The sequence below is a fragment of the Sporosarcina obsidiansis genome (genome assembly GCF_009651005.1).
Lineage (GTDB): Bacteria > Bacillota > Bacilli > Bacillales_A > Planococcaceae > Sporosarcina > Sporosarcina obsidiansis.
In genome coordinates this window covers 183,940-204,393 of record NZ_WHVW01000005.1, presented here as the reverse complement: position 1 = coordinate 204,393, position 20,454 = coordinate 183,940, and the positions used below count along the sequence as shown (strand labels likewise).

The window sequence follows — 20,454 nt, the reverse complement described above, 5'->3', positions numbered from 1 at the left end:
CCTAAGGTAGCGAAATTCCTTGTCGGGTAAGTTCCGACCCGCACGAAAGGCGTAACGATCTGGGCACTGTCTCAACGAGAGACTCGGTGAAATTATAATATGCGTGAAGATGCGCATTACCCGCGACAGGACGGAAAGACCCCGTGGAGCTTTACTGTAGCCTGATATTGAATTCCGGTGCAGCCTGTACAGGATAGGTAGGAGCCTTGGATTCCGGAGCGCCAGCTTCGGAGGAGGCATTGGTGGGATACTACCCTGGCTGTATTGGACTTCTAACCCATGCCCGTGATCCGGGCAGGAGACAGTGTCAGGTGGACAGTTTGACTGGGGCGGTCGCCTCCTAAAGAGTAACGGAGGCGCCCAAAGGTTCCCTCAGAATGGTTGGACATCATTCGTAGAGTGCAAAGGCATAAGGGAGCTTGACTGCGAGACCTACAAGTCGAGCAGGGTCGAAAGACGGGCTTAGTGATCCGGTGGTTCCGCATGGAAGGGCCATCGCTCAACGGATAAAAGCTACCCCGGGGATAACAGGCTTATCTCCCCCAAGAGTCCACATCGACGGGGAGGTTTGGCACCTCGATGTCGGCTCGTCGCATCCTGGGGCTGTAGTCGGTCCCAAGGGTTGGGCTGTTCGCCCATTAAAGCGGCACGCGAGCTGGGTTCAGAACGTCGTGAGACAGTTCGGTCCCTATCCGTCGCGGGCGCAGGAAATTTGAGAGGAGCTGTCCTTAGTACGAGAGGACCGGGATGGACATACCGCTGGTGTACCAGTTGTCTTGCCAAAGGCATCGCTGGGTAGCTATGTGTGGACGGGATAAATGCTGAAAGCATCTAAGCATGAAGCCCCCCTCAAGATGAGATTTCCCATTACGCAAGTAAGTAAGATCCCTCAAAGATGATGAGGTGGATAGGTCTGGGGTGGAAGCACGGCGACGTGTGCAGCTGACAGATACTAATCGATCGAGGACTTAACCTATTAACGAAAAGCCGAAGCGGCCGTCTAGATGCGACCGGCATAAGGCGAAGATGCGAAGTGGCGTTTTTTGCCACACAGCAGCTTTGACTTATGACCCGAGCATCTGGCCGCTGAGGCTGGACAACGTAAAAAGTAGTTGCTTGAACTACCCAATGTCTTTTATTCAGTTTTGAGTGAACAACTCAACTGTCTGGTAATGATGGCGAAGAGGTCACACCCGTTCCCATACCGAACACGGAAGTTAAGCTCTTCAGCGCTGATGGTAGTAGGGGGCTTCCCCCTGTGAGAGTAAGACGTTGCCAGGCTGTTTGTTTTTTTATAGATTATTACTCTTAATGGTCCCGTGGTGTAGCGGTTAACATGCCTGCCTGTCACGCAGGAGATCGCGGGTTCGATTCCCGTCGGGACCGCCATAATTTTACATTCCAAACGATTTCACCTATCTGGTGAAATCGTTTTTTATTTCTTACAAGTCGACTTCTGTCGTCTTGGCTTTTGTTTTGCTTAGTTTTTCTGTACACTAGTAATATGATCAGAAGAGAAGGGTGCGTTGGCTGTGTGGAAGAAGGAAATTGGATCTATAGAAGAGATGGAAAAGTTGGCTGCTGCCATTGGTAGTTACTTACAACCACCCGACGTGTTAACACTTGAAGGTGATCTAGGTGCTGGAAAAACAACTTTTGCGAAAGCACTTGCGAAATCTATCGGTGTTACTCGAACTGTCAGCAGTCCTACTTTTACGATTATTAAGCAGTATGAAGGGAATTATCCCCTTAATCATCTAGATGTGTATCGTTTAGCTAATAGTGATGAAGACTTAGGGTGGGACGAGTTATTTTATGGAGACGCTATCTCTATTATTGAATGGGCGCAATTTATTGAAGAAGAGTTGCCAGAACATCGTTTAGAGATTGTCATTCGCCACATAGGACCACATACTCGTACGGTTGAACTTACGCCAAAAGGTGAACGATTTACACAGATTTGTGAGGAGATTTTTACATGATATGGTTAGGTATTGATACAGCAAACTCCCCTCTATCGGTAGCAATCGTCAAAGATGGGGTGTTATTGATTGAAGAATTGAGCATGATGAAAATAAACCACTCCTTGCGTGCGATGCCGGCTGTAGAAGAAGTGTGTAGGAAAGCGTCTATAACACCTTCAGAAATCGATGCAATTGCTGTTTCTGAAGGTCCTGGATCTTATACCGGAGTGCGCATTGGAGTAACGATTGCGAAAACACTTGCATGGACGTTAGACAAGCCTCTATATGGCGTTTCCAGTCTAAAGTCGTTGGCAATGAACGGCCAACTTTTCCACGGTCTCATTTGTCCATTGATTGACGCTAGAAGGTCTAATGTGTATACCGCAGTCTATCGTGCTGAAGGAGAAGAGCTTGAGTGTGTGATGGAAGATCAGCATTGTGCACTTACGGAGCTTTTAACAAAACTTGCGAAGTTAGCAGAACCCGTGTTATTTATTGGTGAAGACGTGAAACTACATGAGCATGTTATTCGCGAGCAGCTTGGAGACCGGGTACGTTTCGCATCACTTGCTATGAATGTTCCACGTGCTTCCTCTGCTATTTTATTGGCCAATAAGTCTGAGCCGGCAGAAACGGTACACTCTTTTACTCCGCAATATAAGCGAATCACCGAAGCGGAAGCCAACTTGGTGAAAAAGGAGTCTTCCCATGAGTAACGATGTAATCTTTCGGAAAATGACGTTAGCGGATATTGCCTCGGTAGCTGATTTAGAGCGTGAAGCGTTTGCCACGCCGTGGACAGAAGAGATTTTTGAGCATGAACTTTCGGGAAATGCGTATTCCCATTATATCGTAGCGGAACTGGATGGAGACATAATTGGTCATTGCGGTATGTGGATCGTTTTGGATGAATGCCATATTACGAATGTGGCGGTAAGGACGTCACTTCGTGGCAAAGGGTATGGTGAGGCCTTGATGCGACAGGCGATGGAGCTGTGTCGGCTCAATGAAGTCAAGACGATGACGTTGGAAGTACGAGTCAGCAATGAACCAGCGCGGAGTTTGTATCGTAAATTAGGTTTTCAAGAAGGCGGCATTAGGAAAAACTATTATCAGGACGACCATGAAGATGGACTCGTCATGTGGGTGGAATTCGAATGAATAAAGATCATTATATTTTAGGAATTGAAACGAGTTGTGATGAAACAGCAGCTTCTGTCGTAAAAAATGGAACGGAAATTGTGTCTTCTATTGTTTCTTCACAAATTCAGCAGCAAAAACTATTCGGTGGTGTCGTACCGGAAATTGCATCTCGATTACATGTAGAGCAAATTACACTCGTCATTGAAGAAGCGTTACAAGAGGCGAAACTTGTGCCAAGTGATTTGGAAGCAGTTGCGGTGACAGAAGGTCCAGGATTAGTAGGTGCTTTATTAATTGGGATCAACGCAGCGAAGGCATTTGCATTTGCTAATCAATTGCCGCTGATCGGAGTACACCATATTGCAGGCCATGTATACGCTAATCAACTAGTTCATCCAATGAAGTTTCCTTTACTGGCATTGATTGTATCAGGTGGTCATACAGAACTCGTTGTGATGAAGTCACATGGTTCCTTCGAGCTGATTGGGGAAACACGTGATGATGCAGCAGGCGAAGCGTACGATAAAGTAGCACGTGTGCTTGGACTGCCTTATCCTGGTGGACCGCAAGTAGATCGTCTGGCTAACGCAAGTGAGCAGAGCATCGAGTTTCCACGTGCATGGTTGGAAGCGGATTCGTATGATTTCAGTTTTAGTGGGTTGAAATCAGCAGTCATCAATTACAAGCATAATATCGAGCAAAAAGGCGGGAACATAGATCCTCAGCAAGTTGCCGCTGGTTTTCAACAAAGTGTGATAGATGTACTGACAGTGAAGACCGTGAAAGCTGCAAAAGAATATAGAGTGAAACAAGTAATTGCGGCAGGAGGAGTCGCTGCCAATCAAGGTTTGCGAAATACATTGTCTACAGCACTGCAAACCGAAGGCATTCCTTTTTATGTTCCGCCTATTACGTTATGCACAGATAATGCGGCCATGATTGCTGCAGCAGGGTATGAGATGTGGAAAAGTGGTGTGCGTAGCGATTCAACGATGAATGGACGTCCAGGCATGCCGTTGAATTCTTGGAATTAATCTAATAAAAAAACACGATTTGCTAAAATTCAGCAAAATTCGTGTTTTTTTATTGTGTTTGATCTAATTTGTCAATAGAGAACATTCGTACTTATGCACAATTTGTGGATTAAATGTGGGTAAGTTATTAAAGTTGTGAATGATATCAGTGACGGTTTTGGATAACTTTGTGGATACTTCACAAGAAAACTGTGGATAATGTTCATAACTATGTTCATATGTGTTTAAAACAGCATTTCTACTGTGGAAAAGATTGTGGAGAAATAAAGTAGATTTTGCAAGTGGCTGCTATATGAATTGCGACTCATAGGAACTTTTGACGGATTGCGTATGACGAATGAAATGAGCAATTGGGTTTTGTCATACACTTAAAGATTGACCGTAAAAAACGGACCTTCCAATGAAAGTCCGTTCTACTTCAAAGATTCTCCAACTCGTCCTGTAGCAATAGCCATTCTTCAGATTGTTGATCGTGTGTTACTTGTAGCGCATCGATTCGTTGTTGAATGTCCATCAATTGTATATGATCATTGGCAAGCTCAGGATCCAATAGCTGAGCTTGCAGTTCCCTAATTTCTTCATCGAACGTTTCTAGCTTATCTTCGATTTCCGCAATGGCTCTCGTCAACCGGCGTTCTTGGCGCTGCAACTCTTTGCTAGCTATTTCTTTTTTCACAATAGGTTCCTTCGTGCGCTGTTCTACCTTGTTCGCAGCTGCGATTTCGGCTAATTCGGTTTTCTTTTCGATATAGTAATCGTAGTCACCTAAGTATTCAACTGCACCTTGTTCACTCAGTTCGATGACTTTCGTAGCTAGCCGGTTGATAAAGTAGCGGTCATGGGAAACGAAAAGAATCGTGCCGGGGAAGTCATCCAATGCATTTTCAAGAATTTCTTTGCTATCAAGATCTAAATGGTTTGTCGGCTCATCTAAAATAAGCGTATTGGACTTTTCCAGCATGAGTTGGGCCAATGAAAGTCGTGCTTTTTCTCCGCCCGATAGCGATGTCACAAGCTTTTCAATATCATCACCCGTAAATAGAAAGCGTCCGAGCAACGAGCGGATATCCTTTTCATTCATCAGCGGCCAGTTATCCCAAATTTCTTGCAGTACCGTACCTGTTCCGATCAACGTCGCCTGATTCTGATCGTAGTAACCAAATTGTACATTGGTGCCGTAGCGAATGTCACCACCCATCAGCTCATTGCGTTTGACAATAGTTTTCAATAACGTAGACTTTCCAACGCCATTCGGCCCGACAAAAGCGACCCGATCTCCTTTGTAGACACGCACGGAAATATGTTCGGATACAGGCTTTGATCCATAACCGATTGCTACATCATCGAGTGAGAGAACGTCATTGCCGCTCGGTCTGTCCAATGACAATGAAAAATTGGCGGACTTTTCGTCGCCTTCAGGAGACTCCATCCAATCCCTACGTTCGAGCTGTTTTCGTCGACTTTTCGCCATTTTGGAAGTTGAGGCTCGCGCAATATTCTTTTGAATGAATTCTTCCAGCTTAGCTCGTTCATCCTGCTGCTGCTCGAACAGCTTCTGATCGCGTTCATAATTCTTTGCTTTCTCATCTAAGTAGGCACTGTAATTTCCGCTGAACTTTGTCACTTTTCGTCGAGATACTTCATAGACTGTGGTCACGACCTTATCAAGAAAATAACGATCATGTGAAACAATCAAAATCGCTCCTTCATAAGCGGACAAGTATCGCTCCAGCCAATTCAGCGTCTCAATATCCAAATGGTTCGTTGGTTCATCCAATATTAATAAGTCCGGCTTGCTCAACAGCATCCTCGCAAGCGCCAGGCGGGTCTTTTGTCCGCCCGATAAAAGATGGACAGGCTTCTCAAAATCTTCGGGATAAAACCGCATACCGTGAAGGACAGAACGTGCATCAGCTTCAAACTGATACCCACCGGCCTCTTTAAATGTGATCTGTAGTTCATCATATTCTTTCATGACCCGCTCATAACGGTCCGTATCTTCATAGACAGACGGCTCTGCCATTTGGTGTTCTAGCGTCCGCAAACGTTCTTCCATTTGTCGAAGCGGTGCAAATACTGTCATTACTTCATCCCAAATCGTCAAATTCGAATCCATTCCGCTATGTTGTTCCAAATAGCCGACACGTACATCTTTTGGGATTATGATATCCCCATGATCAGCTGTTAATTCGCCTGCTATTATTTTTAATAATGTCGATTTTCCGGCACCATTTCGTCCGACTAGTGCTACGCGGTCACGATGTTGTACTTCGAGACGGACATTTTCTAGTAGATCCGTGCCTGAAAAAGACTTGGTCAGTCCATTCACTTGTAAAATAATCAAGCTCCACACCTCTATTCACTTCTAAGTTTAATGGAATCCGCAACGCCATGCAATAATCGGCTTTACAACCGCCACGTTCTCCTGTACGATAAAAGCGGCTCTATCTTCGTTTCACTTGAAGAAGAGACGAAGGATGTCTTTGAGCAATACATGGGGGTAGGGGAAAGCTGTGGGTAAACCTAGAATTCCGCAGGCAACGACGAAACGATTGCCTTTATATTATAGATTTTTACGAAATTATGCAGATGCAGGTGTACAACGGATATCTTCTAGTGAATTGAGCGAAGCGATGAAAATCGATGCTGCGACGATTCGTCGGGATTTTTCACACTTTGGTGCACTCGGACGAAAAGGATATGGCTATGATGTCGATTCCTTATTGCAGTTTTTCCGCGAAACACTGGATCAAGATGAAGAAACCAATGTCGCATTGATTGGAGTAGGGAGTCTGGGAAATGCATTCCTGAAGTACAATTTCCAAAAAATTCACAATACGAAAATTGTGGTGGCATTTGATCCGAAAGCGCCATATGACGGAGAAGAAAGAAATAATATCCCGATCTATCCACCCGACCGACTAGAAGAAAAAATCCAAGAGCTGGGGATTGAAATGGTGATTTTAACGGTGCCAAAGAGAGTGGCGCAGGAACTGACGGACAGACTAGCACAGACCGGAGTGAAAGGAATATTAAATTTCACGCCTGAACGCTTAGCTGTGCCTGATACGATCCGCATCCAAAGCATCGACTTATCTAGCGAGTTACAGACATTGATTTATCTCATTAAAAATGACGTAAAAGGTTCACAAATGAGCTGACCTTGGAATAGCTAATTCGCGGGTTTTCGTGTAAAATAGACATATTATGAGGAGGTGACCGAAATGGCTCCAGGCGTAGGAAGTTTGTTAATTATTGCGGTTATCGCATTGCTTATATTTGGTCCTAAGAAGTTACCTGAAATCGGCAAAGCGTTCGGTTCTTCATTGCGTGAGTTCAAAAACGCAACGAAAGGTCTTGCGGATGACGACGAGGTAAAAAAAGTTGAAGATAAGAAAGACGAAGTGAAGTAAGTTAGGGTGTTAGTCTCATGGTAGATAAAAACTTAACGATCATTGAACATATAGACGAGATTCGAAAACGGCTGATGGTAATCGTCGTTTTCTTTATTGTTGGTGTGATTGGGAGCTTCTTTTTTGCGAAGCCCCTCATTCACTTTATCCAATATGACACCCCGGCAGAAGAAGTTGTGTTAAATGCCTTTAATGTCGTGGATCCGGTCGTCATTTATTTGAAGGTGATCATCTTCCTGGCGATCATTATCATTTCACCAGTCATTATGTACCAGTTTTGGGCGTTCATTTCGCCTGGTTTGCGTGATTTGGAACGAAAAGTCACGCTGTCATATATTCCCTTTGCGTTTATCATGTTTTTAGCAGGGATCAGTTTTTCGTATTTCGTATTACTGCCATACATTATGAAATTTATGATCAACTTGTCTGATCAACTGAATATTGAGCAAACTATTGGTATCAATGAATACTTTTCATTTCTGTTCTCGATTCTATTGCCGTTCGGTTTTGTCTTCCAGCTACCGATCGTGATATTATTTTTATCCCGTCTGGGTGTGTTGCAGCCTAAAGTATTAGTAAAGATACGAAAATACGCATACTTTGGTCTGTTTGTATTGGCAGCTTTTATCACACCTCCTGACATTGTATCGCATTTGTTCGTCACGGTTCCTTTATTCATCCTATATGAAATTAGTATCGTGATTTCTCGCCTAGGATACAGAAAGTTTGAAAAGGCTGAACGTCTGCGACAACTTGAAGAAGCTAAAGCAGAGCAACAGCGTCAAATCGATGAAGTGATGAATCAAACAAATCAACCATAATCCATTGTAAGTCCTCTTGCCTAAGCAGGGGGACTTTTTTACGTTTCCGTTATAATATATGGAATAGGGTATTTTTGGAGTAGGACGTATGGTAAACTAGCGATGACAACGAGATTAGGAGGAAATGAGTTTACGTGAATAGAAAAAAGACTCAACATCGATTGAGTAAATGGTTATTGGGTGTAGTTTTGGTCATTGCGAGTATCTATACTCCTATAGCAGGAGATCAAGCGGCTGCTGCAGAGCAATCGTATAAAGGATTAGAAACAGGAATCAATCAAGTGATCACTAGCCAACGCATGCGCGGAACGAAAAGTAGTGTGGTGGTGCGAGAAGCAGATTCGAATAAGGTTGTGTATCAATATCGAGCAGATCAAGGCGTGACACCGGCCTCCAATGTCAAAGTATTGACTGCGACAACAGCTCTAGAAGTGCTAGGGGAAGATTTCACATTCAAGACAGATGTGCTGACCAATGGCACGGTGAAAAATGGTGTCCTGAACGGCAATCTTTATTTGCGTGGGACAGGCGATCCGACCCTTATGGAAAAGGATTTACAGCGTCTAGCGAAGGAAATTCGTCAATCGGGTATTAAATCCATCACTGGACATATCGTGGCGGATGATACATGGTTTGATACGAAACGTTTATCGCCAGGAATCTATAAATCAGATGAATCACATTATTATGCAGCACAAATCTCTGCATTAACATTGTCGCCGAATGAAGATTACGATGCAGGTACGACGATCGTCCAAGCAAAACCGACAAAAAACGGTAAACCCGCTGCAGTTACATTGACACCACACACGAACATCGTCAAAGTTGTCAACCGTACACGTACGGTACCAAAAGGGAAGCCGAACACGGTGAGCATGACCCGCCAATATGGAACGAATACAATCGTCGTATCAGGCAATGTTCCTGTCAACTCGAACGGCAAACGCCAATGGGTGACAGTTTCAAATCCAAGCGCCTATACAGCGGATGTTTTCATGCGTGCTCTAACCAAACAAGGCATTAGTCTTAGTAAATCAGCAAAAGTAACACGGGCAAAAACACCAGCAAACGCACAATTACTCGCAACGGACGAATCGATGTCACTGTATTATTTGATGATGCCATTCATGAAGTTGAGCAATAATGCGCACGCAGAAATTTTAGCGAAATCGATGGGACGAGCTATTTATAATGAAGGTAGCTGGGATGCAGGCTTGCGTGTAATCAGAGAAACGATGCGGAAAGAAGGCATTGACACAAAAGGAATATATTTAGAGGATGCATCGGGTATGTCACATCGAAATAAAATTCCTTCCGAGAAAATTTCAGAGGTGCTATTTGTAGCACAAACGAAGCCTTGGTATACAGCATTTGAACGTTCCTTGCCTGTAGCGGGAATGAACGATCGTCTCCTTGGGGGCACATTGCGTAACCGGCTGACGAGTCCACTAGTCAAAGGAAATGTTCATGCGAAAACAGGTTCATTGAATCATACAGATGCACTGTCAGGGTATGTGAAAACGAAGAGCGGCGAAGAGTTGATCTTCAGCATTTTGACAGAAGGTGCGAAAACTACTGCACGACCTGATATTGATAAGATGGTACAGGTAATGGCGGCACAATAAAAAAATCTCTCCTTGCACTGAGTGTAGTGCAAAGGAGAGATTTTTTATTGTAGGAATGTAATGATGCTCTGTTGCATATCCTGTAATTGTTGCAATTTATCTGCATTCCATTGCACAACTGTTACAAAACTGTTCATGAGGAAATGAGCGATGATCGGTGTAAGCAATCGTTTCGTTTTATAGTAGACGAATGCAAATGCGAGACCTGGCATCAAGTACATGAGTAGATGCTGCAATTCGCCATGCACCGCAGCGAAAACGATGGCACTGACTAGGGCGGCAATCCAGAAATTTGTCTTCGTGTACAAGCCTCCAAATAAAATGCGGCGGAATACGATCTCTTCTAAGAAGGGCGCGAAAATTACCATGGAGGGGATGATGATCGGAGCCGTCTTCGCGATGTTAGAGAGCAGTTCCGTATTTTCAGAGCCAGCTGTAACACCGAACATCGACTCAATCGCAGCACCTAAGATTTGTCCGGCCATTGCTAGGAAGAATCCAAGGATACCCCAAAGAATAACGCTTCCCATATGTGCAGGCTTTCCTTTAAACACGGGTAGGTATTTCTTGTTTTTTAACAGGAGGATGACAAAAATGATCGCTGCAATGATATTGACGGTGAACAACGTCCAGGCAAAACCATGCGACGTGGCTTCCATTTTAGACAAGCCTTTCCCTGAGAAATAAAAGATAAGCTCAGGAGCGAGAAAGATACTGGCAATTTGCATGAGAACGTACGTAATAAAGAGAACGAGAGCGACAACCCAATTTTTCACTGTACACAACCTTTCTTCCATACATGAAGACCATTTTAGCGCGAAAAAAGATGTTTGGCAAAAGTAAAATGTCGAAAGCTTTTGCTTGCAATTTTAATTGGAATTCTTTATGATAAGAATTGTGTTAGCACTCACTCTAATTGAGTGCTAAAAAATCAAAACAAAACAATATCTCGAGGAGGTTGTTTCATTTGTTGAAACCACTAGGTGACCGTATCGTAATCGAATTAATCGAAGCAGAAGAAAAAACGTCAAGCGGCATTGTCTTACCAGACTCTGCAAAAGAAAAGCCGCAAGAAGGAAAAGTAATTGCTGTTGGTACAGGCCGTGTTCTTGAGAACGGACAACGTGTAAACTTGGAAGTATCAGAAGGTGACCATATCATCTTCTCTAAATATGCAGGTACAGAAGTGAAATATGAAGGTACTGAATACTTGATTCTACGTGAAAGTGATATTCTAGCTATTATTGGTTAAGTGACTACTAACAAAGACGATAGGAATATATGAAAATTCAGGAGGGAATCATTTAAAATGGCTAAAGAACTTAAATTTAACGAAGAAGCACGTACTGCAATGCTACGCGGTGTTGATACATTGGCAGATGCTGTGAAAGTAACACTCGGACCAAAAGGACGTAACGTTGTACTAGAGCGTAAATTCGGTTCACCATTAATTACTAATGATGGTGTAACGATAGCAAAAGAAATCGAATTGGAAAATGCATTCGAAAATATGGGTGCTAAACTCGTGGCAGAAGTCGCTTCAAAAACGAATGAAATCGCTGGGGACGGAACAACAACAGCAACAGTTCTTGCACAAGCGATGATTCGTGAAGGCTTGAAAAACGTAACAGCCGGAGCCAATCCAGTCGGTATCCGTAAAGGAATTGAGAAAGCGGTTGTTGCTGCAATTGAAGGACTACAAGGCATTTCAGACGAAATCGAAAGCAAGCAAGAAATCGCACAAGTAGCAGCTATTTCTTCAGGCGACGATGAAGTCGGTGATTTGATTGCACAAGCGATGGAGCGCGTAGGTAACGATGGCGTCATCACAATCGAAGAATCTAAAGGCTTCACAACGGAGCTTGACGTAGTAGAAGGTATGCAGTTCGACCGTGGTTATGCATCTGCATATATGGCAACAGATACAGATAAGATGGAAGCAGTTTTGGACAACCCATATATCTTGATCACAGATAAGAAGATTACAAATATCCAAGAAATCCTTCCAGTATTGGAGCAAGTTGTTCAACAAGGTAAACCACTTCTATTGATCGCTGAAGACGTAGAAGGGGAAGCGTTGGCTACTCTAGTTGTCAACAAACTTCGCGGAACATTCAATGCAGTAGCAGTAAAAGCACCTGGATTCGGTGATCGCCGTAAAGCAATGCTAGAAGACATTGCGATCCTAACAGGCGGCCAAGTGATCACTGAGGATCTTGGACTTGATCTAAAATCTGCAGATGTTACATCATTGGGACGCGCTGCGAAAGTAGTCGTAACAAAAGACCACACAACGATCGTAGAAGGTAGCGGAGATACAGGCGCAATCGAATCACGCGTAGGACAAATCCGTTCACAATTAGAAGAAACTACTTCTGAATTCGACAAAGAGAAATTGCAAGAGCGTCTAGCTAAATTAGCTGGCGGCGTAGCAGTCATCAAAGTCGGTGCAGCTACAGAAACTGAGCTGAAAGAGCGCAAACTTCGTATCGAAGACGCATTGAACTCTACACGTGCAGCTGTTGAAGAAGGTATCGTATCTGGCGGTGGTACAGCACTTGTGAATGTCTACAAGCAAGTTGAATCATTATTAGAATCTACAGAAGGCGACGTTGCAACAGGTGTGAAAATCGTTCTTCGCGCACTCGAGGAGCCAGTACGCCAAATCGCTACAAACGCAGGCCTTGAAGGTTCTATCGTGGTAGATCGCTTGAAGCGCGAAGAAGTCGGTGTCGGCTTTAACGCAGCAGATGGCCAATGGGTTAACATGGTAGAAGCAGGAATTGTAGACCCTACCAAAGTTACTCGTTCTGCACTTCAAAATGCAGCATCTGTAGCGGCTATGTTCTTGACTACAGAAGCTGTTGTAGCAGATATCCCAGAACCAGCAGGCGCAGGTATGCCTGATATGGGCGGTATGGGTGGCATGGGCGGCATGATGTAAATATAACCTCTAAACCTTATTTATATAGGGTTTAGAGGTTTTTTATTTTACTACGGGCAACAATCCGGCAACAATGAAAATTGCAAGAGGTTAATTATCGTAGTTTTGCGGTCAAATCGGACAGGTGACTGCTGAATAAATTAGCTGCTTGATCTTTCGTTTGCTTGGTCATGTGAGTATAGATGTTCATGGTGGTGTTTATGTCGGTGTGGCCAACTCTCCGTTGAATTTCTGAAATCGGTACTTGGGCTTCAATTAAGAGGGATATGTTTGTGTGTCGGAAGCTATGAGGTGTAATATGCTTCCTTTTATGTTCTTCAATATCTCGGTTCATTATCTTCATTAGACGTTGCAAACGCAGGGCAACCATCTTGATCGGCATAGGGAAGCCTTCTTGATCTACAAATAGGAAGCCTTGGTCATTATATACTTTACGATATTTCATCTTTTCTTCTTTAAGCTGTTTAATCTGCTCCCTGATTAATCCGATAACGAACGGATCTAATTCTACAGTTCTTACAGATCCAGCCGTCTTAGGAGCGAGCAGTGAAAACTCTCTTTTATTGTTTCGCGGATTGTAGTACGTCTTGGTGACCCTGATTTCATTGGTTTTGAAGTCTATGTCTGATTCCTTCAATGCAAGCAGTTCCCCGACACGTAAACCCGAATAGGCAAGTGTAGTAAAAACAACAAGATCATTCCGCAAACCCTCATTTTTAACAAGCAGCAGGAACTCCATTAATTCATCTCTCTCCAAAAAGTTCTCCACTTCAACTACTTTTTCAGTCACTTCATCTTTTACCATGCGAGGCATTTCAAAATGATTAGTTGGATTATGCTTGATAACCTTTAACTTTTCAGCATGTTTGAAAATCATACGTCCAGTGGAATGTATGCTGTCAATATAGTTACGGCTAAACTTGGTGCTTAATTCGTCTATGTGCTGCTGGTACATGCTCATAGTGACGTTGCTAATGGGGTAGTGCTCCCATTCATCAAGTAAGCGTTTAGCGGCAATCTTACGTGCCCTTACGCTACTTACCTTTGCCCTTTTTTCGTAATGCGCAATCCAATCTTCAGTAAATTCTCCGAATGTCTTTTTCGATTCTTTTACATATGTTCCTTCTTTCAATTCCTCTTCCACACGCCTAGCTGCATGTTTTGCTTCAGTTTTCGTTCTGAACCCCGACTTGGTGATCTTCTCATACTTCTTGGTGACCGGATTAAACCCAGCTGAAACAATGTATTCCCAGGAACCATTTTTTTCTCGGAAACTTGCCAATGCTTATCCCTCCTAAAAAGTTATCAGTGTTCCTTATCTTTTTTTACTTCCTCAAAGTATGCTTTCAATATTTGATCATCAGATGGATAATTCTTTTCCTTGTTTTCAAATAGAACTGTTAGGAATTTGATTGCTGCTTTTTTGTCTTCTGAATTCAACTCACACCCATCAAAAAAAAGTAAGCTTTCTTGATTTAAAATGTCTTTTAAATCAGGGTATTTTTCTTTTATAAAATTGTCCAATAAATTCTTTTTCTCATACTTCAGTAAATACTTTTCAAATTCTTCTGGAGACATATTTTCGTATGCATCTTTGTTTGTCTTTATCATGTCCCTTTTTATTTTATGTAGGTACGCTACAGCATCATCCTTATCTGATTCTAATCTTGATAATAAAAACTCAGTGTACTTATACTCTTCGTCATCTCTATCAAGTGCATTTAATTTAAATCTTAATTCTTGAAGTTTAATTTCATCTTTTTTTAATTCTAAAAGTAAAAATCTTTCTTCCTCTCTTAACTCTTCCATTCGAGTTTCTTCAGGAACATGACCTGCTTTTCTCATTAAAGTCATTAAATTAACATCTAAAGCATTAGAAATATTACGAAGAACATCAGGTGAAGGGTTTGATCTTACATTATTCTCTAAATTTGAAAGATATCCATGTGTTAGGTTAGTTAACTTACCCAACTCCACCAACGTTAATTTTTTTCTCTTTCTGGCGTCCCTTATAATTTCACCAAGTGTTTCCACTGAAAGACCCCCTAACATTTTTTATCTCTAATAACAGTATAACTTGAAATGATTCTTATAGATACATTTGATGTTGCATAATATAAAAAAACATGATAATGTTACTTGTAGATACAATTTTGATAATCAATGTATCTGAAAGAATAAAAAGAATGGAGGGATTGTGATGATTGAAATTGCGATAGATAGAAATCAAATTGAAGAAATGGCGCGTGAGGCTATCCGTGAAAAATTAAAAGCAATAGATCAAGAAGTTTATTTTATGGATTCTAAACAGGTTCTTAAATACGTCAATATGAGTTGGAATTCTTTCAATACACATATTCTGAATGATCCTAACTTTCATGCTGCTATTAGGTTGGGGAATAAGTGGTTATTTGATAAGAAAGAACTGGACCAATACTTAGCCGATTTCTTCATAGCTGTTCGTGATGTTGGTGGAGATATTCAAAAATACACGAAACGGTAAAGGGGATAGCAATATGAAAACTTTCTGGAACAACATGTCTGGTACTGCTAATCCAGAAGATGACCATCGCATATCAACGATACTGTCTATATTGATTATGGTTTCTACTTTTCTAATCGCCATATTTTTATAAACGGCAAAGAATATGCAGAAAGTATAGAAGGAGGTAGCTGCTAATGAATGAATTGATTCCGACTAGCAAAAACGAAAACGGAAACATATTAGTAAGCGGCCGTGATCTGTATACGTTTTTGGAAGTGAAAGAAAAATACACACAGTGGTTTACTAGAATGTTAGATTTCGGATTCATTGAGAACGTGGATTATATGGAGATTCATGAAAAAGTACAGTCCGATAAAAGGGATCGTACTTATGAGCAGATAGATCACCATATCAAAGTAGATATGGCAAAAGAACTTTCCATGTTGCAAAGAAATGAAAAAGGAAAACAAGCACGTCTCTTCTTTTTAGACTTAGAACGTAAATGGAATAGTCCTGAAATGGTCATTAAAAGAGCACAAGACTATTTGATTCAACATGTCGATAGGTTGGAATCTAAAAACTTCTTTCTGGAGCGGCAAGTACAAGAATATGAAAAAAAAGCGACTTATTACGATACAGTTATGCGTAACAAATCACTTCTAACGATATCCGTTATTGCTAAAGATTATGGAATGGGTGCAGTAAAAATGAATCGGCTGCTTAATAGTTTAGGTGTCCAGTACAAAAAAGGCGATATTTGGTTACTGTATGCAAAATACCAGACAAAAGGCTATACACAGACATCCACGCATATCATTGATGCGGACAATGCGCGCGTTTCAACCAAATGGACGCAAAAAGGAAGATTATTCATCTATGAACTACTGAAAGAGAATGGCATACTTCCAGTCATCGAGAAAAGGAGCTAATGATATGGAAATCAAATTAACGAAAAGCATGATTGACGATATTCATGAAATAAAGTCATTAAGTATAGCCGGAGATAAACTTTTAGGACAAGATTCTACAGTCTATGAACAGGCAAATGAAGTTGATTATATTGGTCACGCCATCAGAAAATGTCTCGAAGAACAGCGTGTTTATTATATGAATTTGAAAAAAGATTTCGGAAAGGAGAATTTTAAATGAAAAAACTTAGTGATCTAACTTTTGATTTAGATTGTGAAATGGGAGCTATTGAGTCAAGAATTGAGACATTAATAGATGTTAATAAATCCTTTTTGATGCTTGTGAATGTGATAGACAATAAAGTTCATAGAAATCAGGAAGCATTGATCTTGGAAGAATGGCACAGGGAATTAAGGGTTTTATCCGAGCTAATGCGCTATTCCATAAAGGACCTTCAACAAGACTATAAAAAAGCAGATAGTATCACTGGCTCTTTATTTAGAAACATAAAAAAAGCGTAATTTCGCTGCAACGAAATACGCCGATTATTTATAGAAGTGTTTTGTTCACTAACCTTGTCGTTATGGCGAATTTTGTCATTACGACAAGAATGTTAACTTGTGAAAATTATAGAAGGGACTGTTTCTAATGAATACAATTATAGCAAAAAATTTAGATAAAAACAATATAATCTCACAGAATGAAAAAATGCTCAAATCTGCACTAGCTTATGCAAAGCTTTTCAACTGGCATGTATTCCCGGTTCATAGTTTGAATCATGGTAAATGCACTTGCGGTAATTTCAGTTGCAAACAAGTTGCGAAGCATCCAATTACACACAACGGACTAAAAGCCGCTACCAATAATCTTGAAACCATACAGAAATGGTGGGGCAGACAATTCCCAGGCGCAAATATTGGCATTCGTACCGGGAAGGTATCAGGAATTTTCGTATTAGACGTGGATATTCATAAAGTAGACGGAAGAGAAACACTTGAAGCGCTAGAGAGAAAGCATAGTAATCTACCTGATACTGTCCAATCAATAACTGGATCAGGAGGCATCCATTACTTGTTTTCCTATCAAGATGAAATCGGCAACAAAGTGAGTTTTCAGCCGGGTTTAGATATCCGTGGAGATGCGGGTTATATAGTTGCTCCTCCATCCGTCCATGAAGCAGGCAGCCGCTACGAGTGGGAACTTTCCAGTAGGCCATTAGAAGTGTCTATTTCAACTGCACCGAAATGGCTGATTGAGATGATAAAACAGCCCGCTTACTCAACCCTTGGTAAATCTAATGCACAGCCATCATCACATTGGCAAAAGCTAATGCAGGGTTTAGCCGAGGGAGAAGGGCGTAATCCGGCAGCTACTTCTATTGTTGGACATCTGCTTTCAAGGCGCGTAGATCTATTACTAGTTTACGAAATGATGCACTTATGGAACGAAAGAAACAGTCCACCAATGGAGTGCTCTGAATTAGATGGAGTTATTGCAAGTATTGCGAGAAAAGAAGTAGAAAGGAGGGGGAAACGATGATGGTAATACCAAGCGAAATAGTTCACCTGTCAGAAGTGATGAATAAAAAAAATCAGGATTATTCCATTACTTCTGTAAAACATCCGGTAGGAATAACGGTTAATGTACCAAGTGGATTTAAGGCCGATCACAATGGATTATATGTAATGGTCAATAGAGCATCTAGCGATAATGAAGAAGTACATGCAGTACATACATGTAGAAACTTCCCTATCATTACGAGAGCCTTAGACAATGCTGAAAGGTCTGAACTTTATTATGAAGTGTGCTGGATCAATGAAGGCAAGATTCATAAAGAAGTTGTTCCGGCACTTACTATTTCTACACAAAATGAAATTAGAAAGCTTGCTAACAAGTCATTAGCTGTTAATGATAGAAACTCCAAGAACCTAATTACGTATTTTGATAAGTATTTATCAATTAATAAAGTAGAACACATCACTATTGTAAACCGTCTTGGACATATCAACGAATCAATTGTCCATCCACTACAAAACGAAGGATTAGAAATACTTCCAAGCGATATAGGAGAAAAACAGTTATTTGAAGCATTCCAGTCTTCAGGAAGTAGTAAAGAATGGATTCAATCAGTTCTTAGCTTGGTAGAGCCACATCCGAAAGCTTTATTAATGATAGTTTCATCATTTACATCTGTTTTGTTGAAAGACTTGAAACTTGGTCCGTTTATTATTGACTTGTCCGGACCAACAAGTAAAGGGAAAACATCGGTTTTAAAAGCAGCATCTAGTGTGTGGGGTACGGAGCATTTAGTTTCTGAATGGAATGGTACAGCGGTAAGTTTCGAGCGGAAAGCGGCATTCCTGAACAGCTTTCCGTTGTGCCTAGATGATTCTATGAAAGCAGACGAACGACAATTACAAAGGTTTGTCTACAATTTTAGCGGTGGACGTAGTAAAGGACGTGGATCAATTGAAGGAAGCCAAAAGGAATATACATGGAACAACTTAATGTTATCTACTGGCGAAACTTCACTAATAGACTATGCGGAAAGAGCTGGTGGTGCGGCAGCGCGAGTATTACCGATTAAGGGTGTACCATTTGCCAATGTAGATCATCGTTTCTTTTCTAAACTCTATGCAGCCATTGAACAGAATCATGGAACGGTTGGAATGGAATTTATAAGCAAGTGGAAAGAACGAAAGAAAGAGTTGCTACCCCTTTACTTTGAATATAACGAGAAATTTCAACGAAAAGCACAAGGAAATGAAGTGGTTTCAAGAATAGCGAGACATTACTCTGCTATCTATTTTACCGCAGCATTACTTGTAGACTTTTTTGATGCACCGCTAGATATAGGTTGGTTGGAAGTATTATTTGATGAAATCATGGATGGCAACAAAGCCATAGATAAACCTATTCAAATGCTGGAAGCGATATTAACAGACTTGGATGCTTCCAGAGAAAGCGTTTCAGGTAAGTACGCAAAAAGGCATGACATAAAAGCTATTTATCAAGGTGGTCACTTATATTTATTGCCAAAGTATTTAAAAGAATTTTTAGGCGCAGAACAAACGGCCGTACGTGGTGAATGGTTAAGAAGAGGTATTTCACTAGCCACAAACAGAAATGGCAAAGATACAGACACCAGGCAGATAAAACATGACGGAAAAAATTACAGACCTGTCCCTATTAATCCATCCATCATTGAAAAATTAGGATATGACTTCGAGGAATATGAAAGGTAGACATTGGTAGACACATTAAATCTATCAGAAAATACTTGACTACTCAAATTAAAATCAATGTTATCAACGTTTCTACAAGTTAAGTAGACAAAGTAGACAAAGTAGACAAGTAAACATACCCATTGTGTGAGAAATATAGATATCTATACAGATTTATATATAGATCTATATCATCGAAAAAATGGCTACTTTGTCTACCAACAACTATAAAGCTTTGCCACCATTGACTTTGTTAGGTAGCCAATAAGTAGCCACGGTAGCCACTTATCCCAAAAACACGAATATAGGCTAAGTTCTGAGGGAGTACGACGTTTTAAAGGAATTGGTTTATGTGATTTATAGCCAGCATTTGTGCCAACTTTTTTTAAAATGCTGGCATTGCCTTGAACCATTGATACACCAAGGTTAATGGTATTTTTCATAGCAATAAAGAATAATTTTAAAGCCAACATTTTTTTTATCGAAAAACCATGTATATCAATGTTTTCAATACTATTACCGTCAACATTCCAACTTTTTATTACTCTTATATAAAAGTAAGAATTATATAAAAAGTGAGCTTAAAAAGATTTGGAATTTTAGCATTAAAGTTAGGAGAACCCAACAATATAAAGGTTTTGAACACTGAAAAATGTTGACATAACAAAAACGAGTGCAATATAGATCACCCTATACGCAGCATGACTCTAAAGCGGTTCCAACAATATATAAATAGTTGGCATGAAAGTTGGAACCCAAATAAGAGAAGTGAAAAAGGTGTTTCGATACTGACATTATGTCGTATTCCATTTGACAATTATGTCATATAGGGATTGTGAATAAGGCCCAGATGCTAAATTAGGCAGTTGATGGATGATGCGAAGGAGGGAAT

At 41.1% G+C, this 20,454-nt stretch carries 20 protein-coding genes, 1 tRNA gene and 2 rRNA genes; 19 read left to right on the top strand and 4 right to left on the bottom strand.

Going from position 1 to position 20,454, the window contains the following annotated elements; all coding sequences use genetic code 11:
- The 7 genes from GD002_RS06760 to tsaD form a co-directional block, all read left to right on the top strand.
- A 23S ribosomal RNA gene (locus tag GD002_RS06760) occupies positions 1-976 on the top strand; the annotation flags it as partial.
- A 189-nt stretch (positions 977-1,165) separates the two neighbouring features.
- Positions 1,166-1,281: ribosomal RNA gene (gene rrf / locus GD002_RS06755) — 5S ribosomal RNA — on the top strand.
- Between the two features lie 32 nt (positions 1,282-1,313).
- A tRNA-Asp gene (locus GD002_RS06750) sits at positions 1,314-1,389 on the top strand.
- A 143-nt stretch (positions 1,390-1,532) separates the two neighbouring features.
- Positions 1,533-1,982, top strand: coding sequence for a tRNA (adenosine(37)-N6)-threonylcarbamoyltransferase complex ATPase subunit type 1 TsaE (tsaE, locus tag GD002_RS06745; RefSeq protein WP_228548317.1), 450 nt, complete (start codon positions 1,533-1,535; stop codon positions 1,980-1,982).
- A complete protein-coding gene (tsaB, locus tag GD002_RS06740; RefSeq protein ID WP_153731581.1) occupies positions 1,979-2,680 on the top strand; it encodes a tRNA (adenosine(37)-N6)-threonylcarbamoyltransferase complex dimerization subunit type 1 TsaB in 702 nt (233 codons plus the stop codon). Before tsaE ends, tsaB begins: the two co-directional genes overlap by 4 nt.
- Positions 2,673-3,125 carry a ribosomal protein S18-alanine N-acetyltransferase gene (gene rimI / locus GD002_RS06735; protein WP_153731580.1) on the top strand — a complete coding sequence of 151 codons (453 nt, stop codon included), beginning with the start codon at positions 2,673-2,675 and terminating at the stop codon, positions 3,123-3,125. The genes tsaB and rimI overlap by 8 nt, the downstream gene beginning before the upstream one ends.
- Positions 3,122-4,141: a tRNA (adenosine(37)-N6)-threonylcarbamoyltransferase complex transferase subunit TsaD gene (gene tsaD, locus GD002_RS06730; RefSeq protein WP_153731579.1), complete on the top strand. Its 1,020-nt coding sequence runs from the start codon at positions 3,122-3,124 to the stop codon at positions 4,139-4,141. Before rimI ends, tsaD begins: the two co-directional genes overlap by 4 nt.
- Positions 4,142-4,559: 418 nt before the next feature.
- Here the strand turns inward: tsaD and GD002_RS06725 are convergent, their stop codons facing one another.
- Positions 4,560-6,485, bottom strand: a complete 1,926-nt coding sequence (locus GD002_RS06725) for an ABC-F family ATP-binding cassette domain-containing protein (RefSeq protein WP_153731578.1) — start codon at positions 6,483-6,485, stop codon at positions 4,560-4,562.
- Between the two features lie 169 nt (positions 6,486-6,654).
- Between GD002_RS06725 and GD002_RS06720 the strand changes: the two genes are divergently transcribed.
- The 4 genes from GD002_RS06720 to dacB all read left to right on the top strand — a co-directional run bounded on the left by GD002_RS06720 (position 6,655) and on the right by dacB (position 10,000).
- Positions 6,655-7,302, top strand: a complete 648-nt coding sequence (locus GD002_RS06720) for a redox-sensing transcriptional repressor Rex (RefSeq protein WP_153731577.1) — start codon at positions 6,655-6,657, stop codon at positions 7,300-7,302.
- A gap of 63 nt (positions 7,303-7,365) precedes the next feature.
- Positions 7,366-7,554: a twin-arginine translocase TatA/TatE family subunit gene (locus tag GD002_RS06715; protein ID WP_153731576.1), complete on the top strand. Its 189-nt coding sequence runs from the start codon at positions 7,366-7,368 to the stop codon at positions 7,552-7,554.
- 17 nt (positions 7,555-7,571) lie between these two features.
- Positions 7,572-8,375, top strand: coding sequence for a twin-arginine translocase subunit TatC (gene tatC / locus GD002_RS06710; protein ID WP_153731575.1), 804 nt, complete (start codon positions 7,572-7,574; stop codon positions 8,373-8,375).
- 134 nt (positions 8,376-8,509) lie between these two features.
- Positions 8,510-10,000, top strand: a complete 1,491-nt coding sequence (gene dacB / locus GD002_RS06705; protein ID WP_153731574.1) for a D-alanyl-D-alanine carboxypeptidase/D-alanyl-D-alanine endopeptidase — start codon at positions 8,510-8,512, stop codon at positions 9,998-10,000.
- A 44-nt stretch (positions 10,001-10,044) separates the two neighbouring features.
- Here the strand turns inward: dacB and GD002_RS06700 are convergent, their stop codons facing one another.
- The gene (locus tag GD002_RS06700; protein WP_194841497.1) at positions 10,045-10,776 is read right to left on the bottom strand and encodes a CPBP family intramembrane glutamic endopeptidase; all 732 of its coding nucleotides are present in this window, start codon (positions 10,774-10,776) and stop codon (positions 10,045-10,047) included.
- A gap of 191 nt (positions 10,777-10,967) precedes the next feature.
- Here GD002_RS06700 and groES point away from each other — a divergent pair, with 191 nt between their 5' ends.
- Both groES and groL read left to right on the top strand, forming a co-directional pair.
- Complete coding sequence (gene groES / locus GD002_RS06695; RefSeq protein WP_153731572.1) at positions 10,968-11,252, top strand: co-chaperone GroES; 285 nt, start codon at positions 10,968-10,970, stop codon at positions 11,250-11,252.
- A gap of 57 nt (positions 11,253-11,309) precedes the next feature.
- Entirely contained in the window at positions 11,310-12,944 is a 1,635-nt protein-coding gene (gene groL / locus GD002_RS06690; RefSeq protein ID WP_153731571.1) for a chaperonin GroEL, read from the top strand.
- Between the two features lie 94 nt (positions 12,945-13,038).
- Here groL and GD002_RS06685 read toward each other — a convergent pair whose 3' ends face one another.
- Positions 13,039-14,226: a site-specific integrase gene (locus GD002_RS06685; RefSeq protein WP_153731570.1), complete on the bottom strand. Its 1,188-nt coding sequence runs from the start codon at positions 14,224-14,226 to the stop codon at positions 13,039-13,041.
- Positions 14,227-14,249: 23 nt separating this feature from the next.
- Positions 14,250-14,978 carry a helix-turn-helix domain-containing protein gene (locus GD002_RS06680; protein WP_194841496.1) on the bottom strand — a complete coding sequence of 243 codons (729 nt, stop codon included), beginning with the start codon at positions 14,976-14,978 and terminating at the stop codon, positions 14,250-14,252.
- A 166-nt stretch (positions 14,979-15,144) separates the two neighbouring features.
- Here GD002_RS06680 and GD002_RS06675 point away from each other — a divergent pair, with 166 nt between their 5' ends.
- The 6 genes from GD002_RS06675 to GD002_RS06650 all read left to right on the top strand — a co-directional run bounded on the left by GD002_RS06675 (position 15,145) and on the right by GD002_RS06650 (position 19,583).
- Positions 15,145-15,447, top strand: a complete 303-nt coding sequence (locus tag GD002_RS06675) for a group-specific protein (RefSeq protein ID WP_153731568.1) — start codon at positions 15,145-15,147, stop codon at positions 15,445-15,447.
- A gap of 176 nt (positions 15,448-15,623) precedes the next feature.
- Positions 15,624-16,358 (top strand): phage antirepressor KilAC domain-containing protein, encoded by a 735-nt coding sequence (locus GD002_RS06670; protein ID WP_153731567.1) that lies wholly within the window; start codon positions 15,624-15,626, stop codon positions 16,356-16,358.
- Between the two features lie 4 nt (positions 16,359-16,362).
- Positions 16,363-16,578, top strand: a complete 216-nt coding sequence (locus tag GD002_RS06665) for a hypothetical protein (RefSeq protein ID WP_153731566.1) — start codon at positions 16,363-16,365, stop codon at positions 16,576-16,578.
- Positions 16,575-16,859 carry a hypothetical protein gene (locus tag GD002_RS06660; protein ID WP_153731565.1) on the top strand — a complete coding sequence of 95 codons (285 nt, stop codon included), beginning with the start codon at positions 16,575-16,577 and terminating at the stop codon, positions 16,857-16,859. Before GD002_RS06665 ends, GD002_RS06660 begins: the two co-directional genes overlap by 4 nt.
- A 127-nt stretch (positions 16,860-16,986) precedes the next feature.
- The gene (locus GD002_RS06655) at positions 16,987-17,877 is read left to right on the top strand and encodes a bifunctional DNA primase/polymerase (protein WP_153731564.1); all 891 of its coding nucleotides are present in this window, start codon (positions 16,987-16,989) and stop codon (positions 17,875-17,877) included.
- Positions 17,874-19,583, top strand: a complete 1,710-nt coding sequence (locus tag GD002_RS06650; RefSeq protein WP_153731563.1) for a DUF927 domain-containing protein — start codon at positions 17,874-17,876, stop codon at positions 19,581-19,583. The genes GD002_RS06655 and GD002_RS06650 overlap by 4 nt, the downstream gene beginning before the upstream one ends.
- The last annotated feature ends 871 nt before the right edge of the window (positions 19,584-20,454 follow it).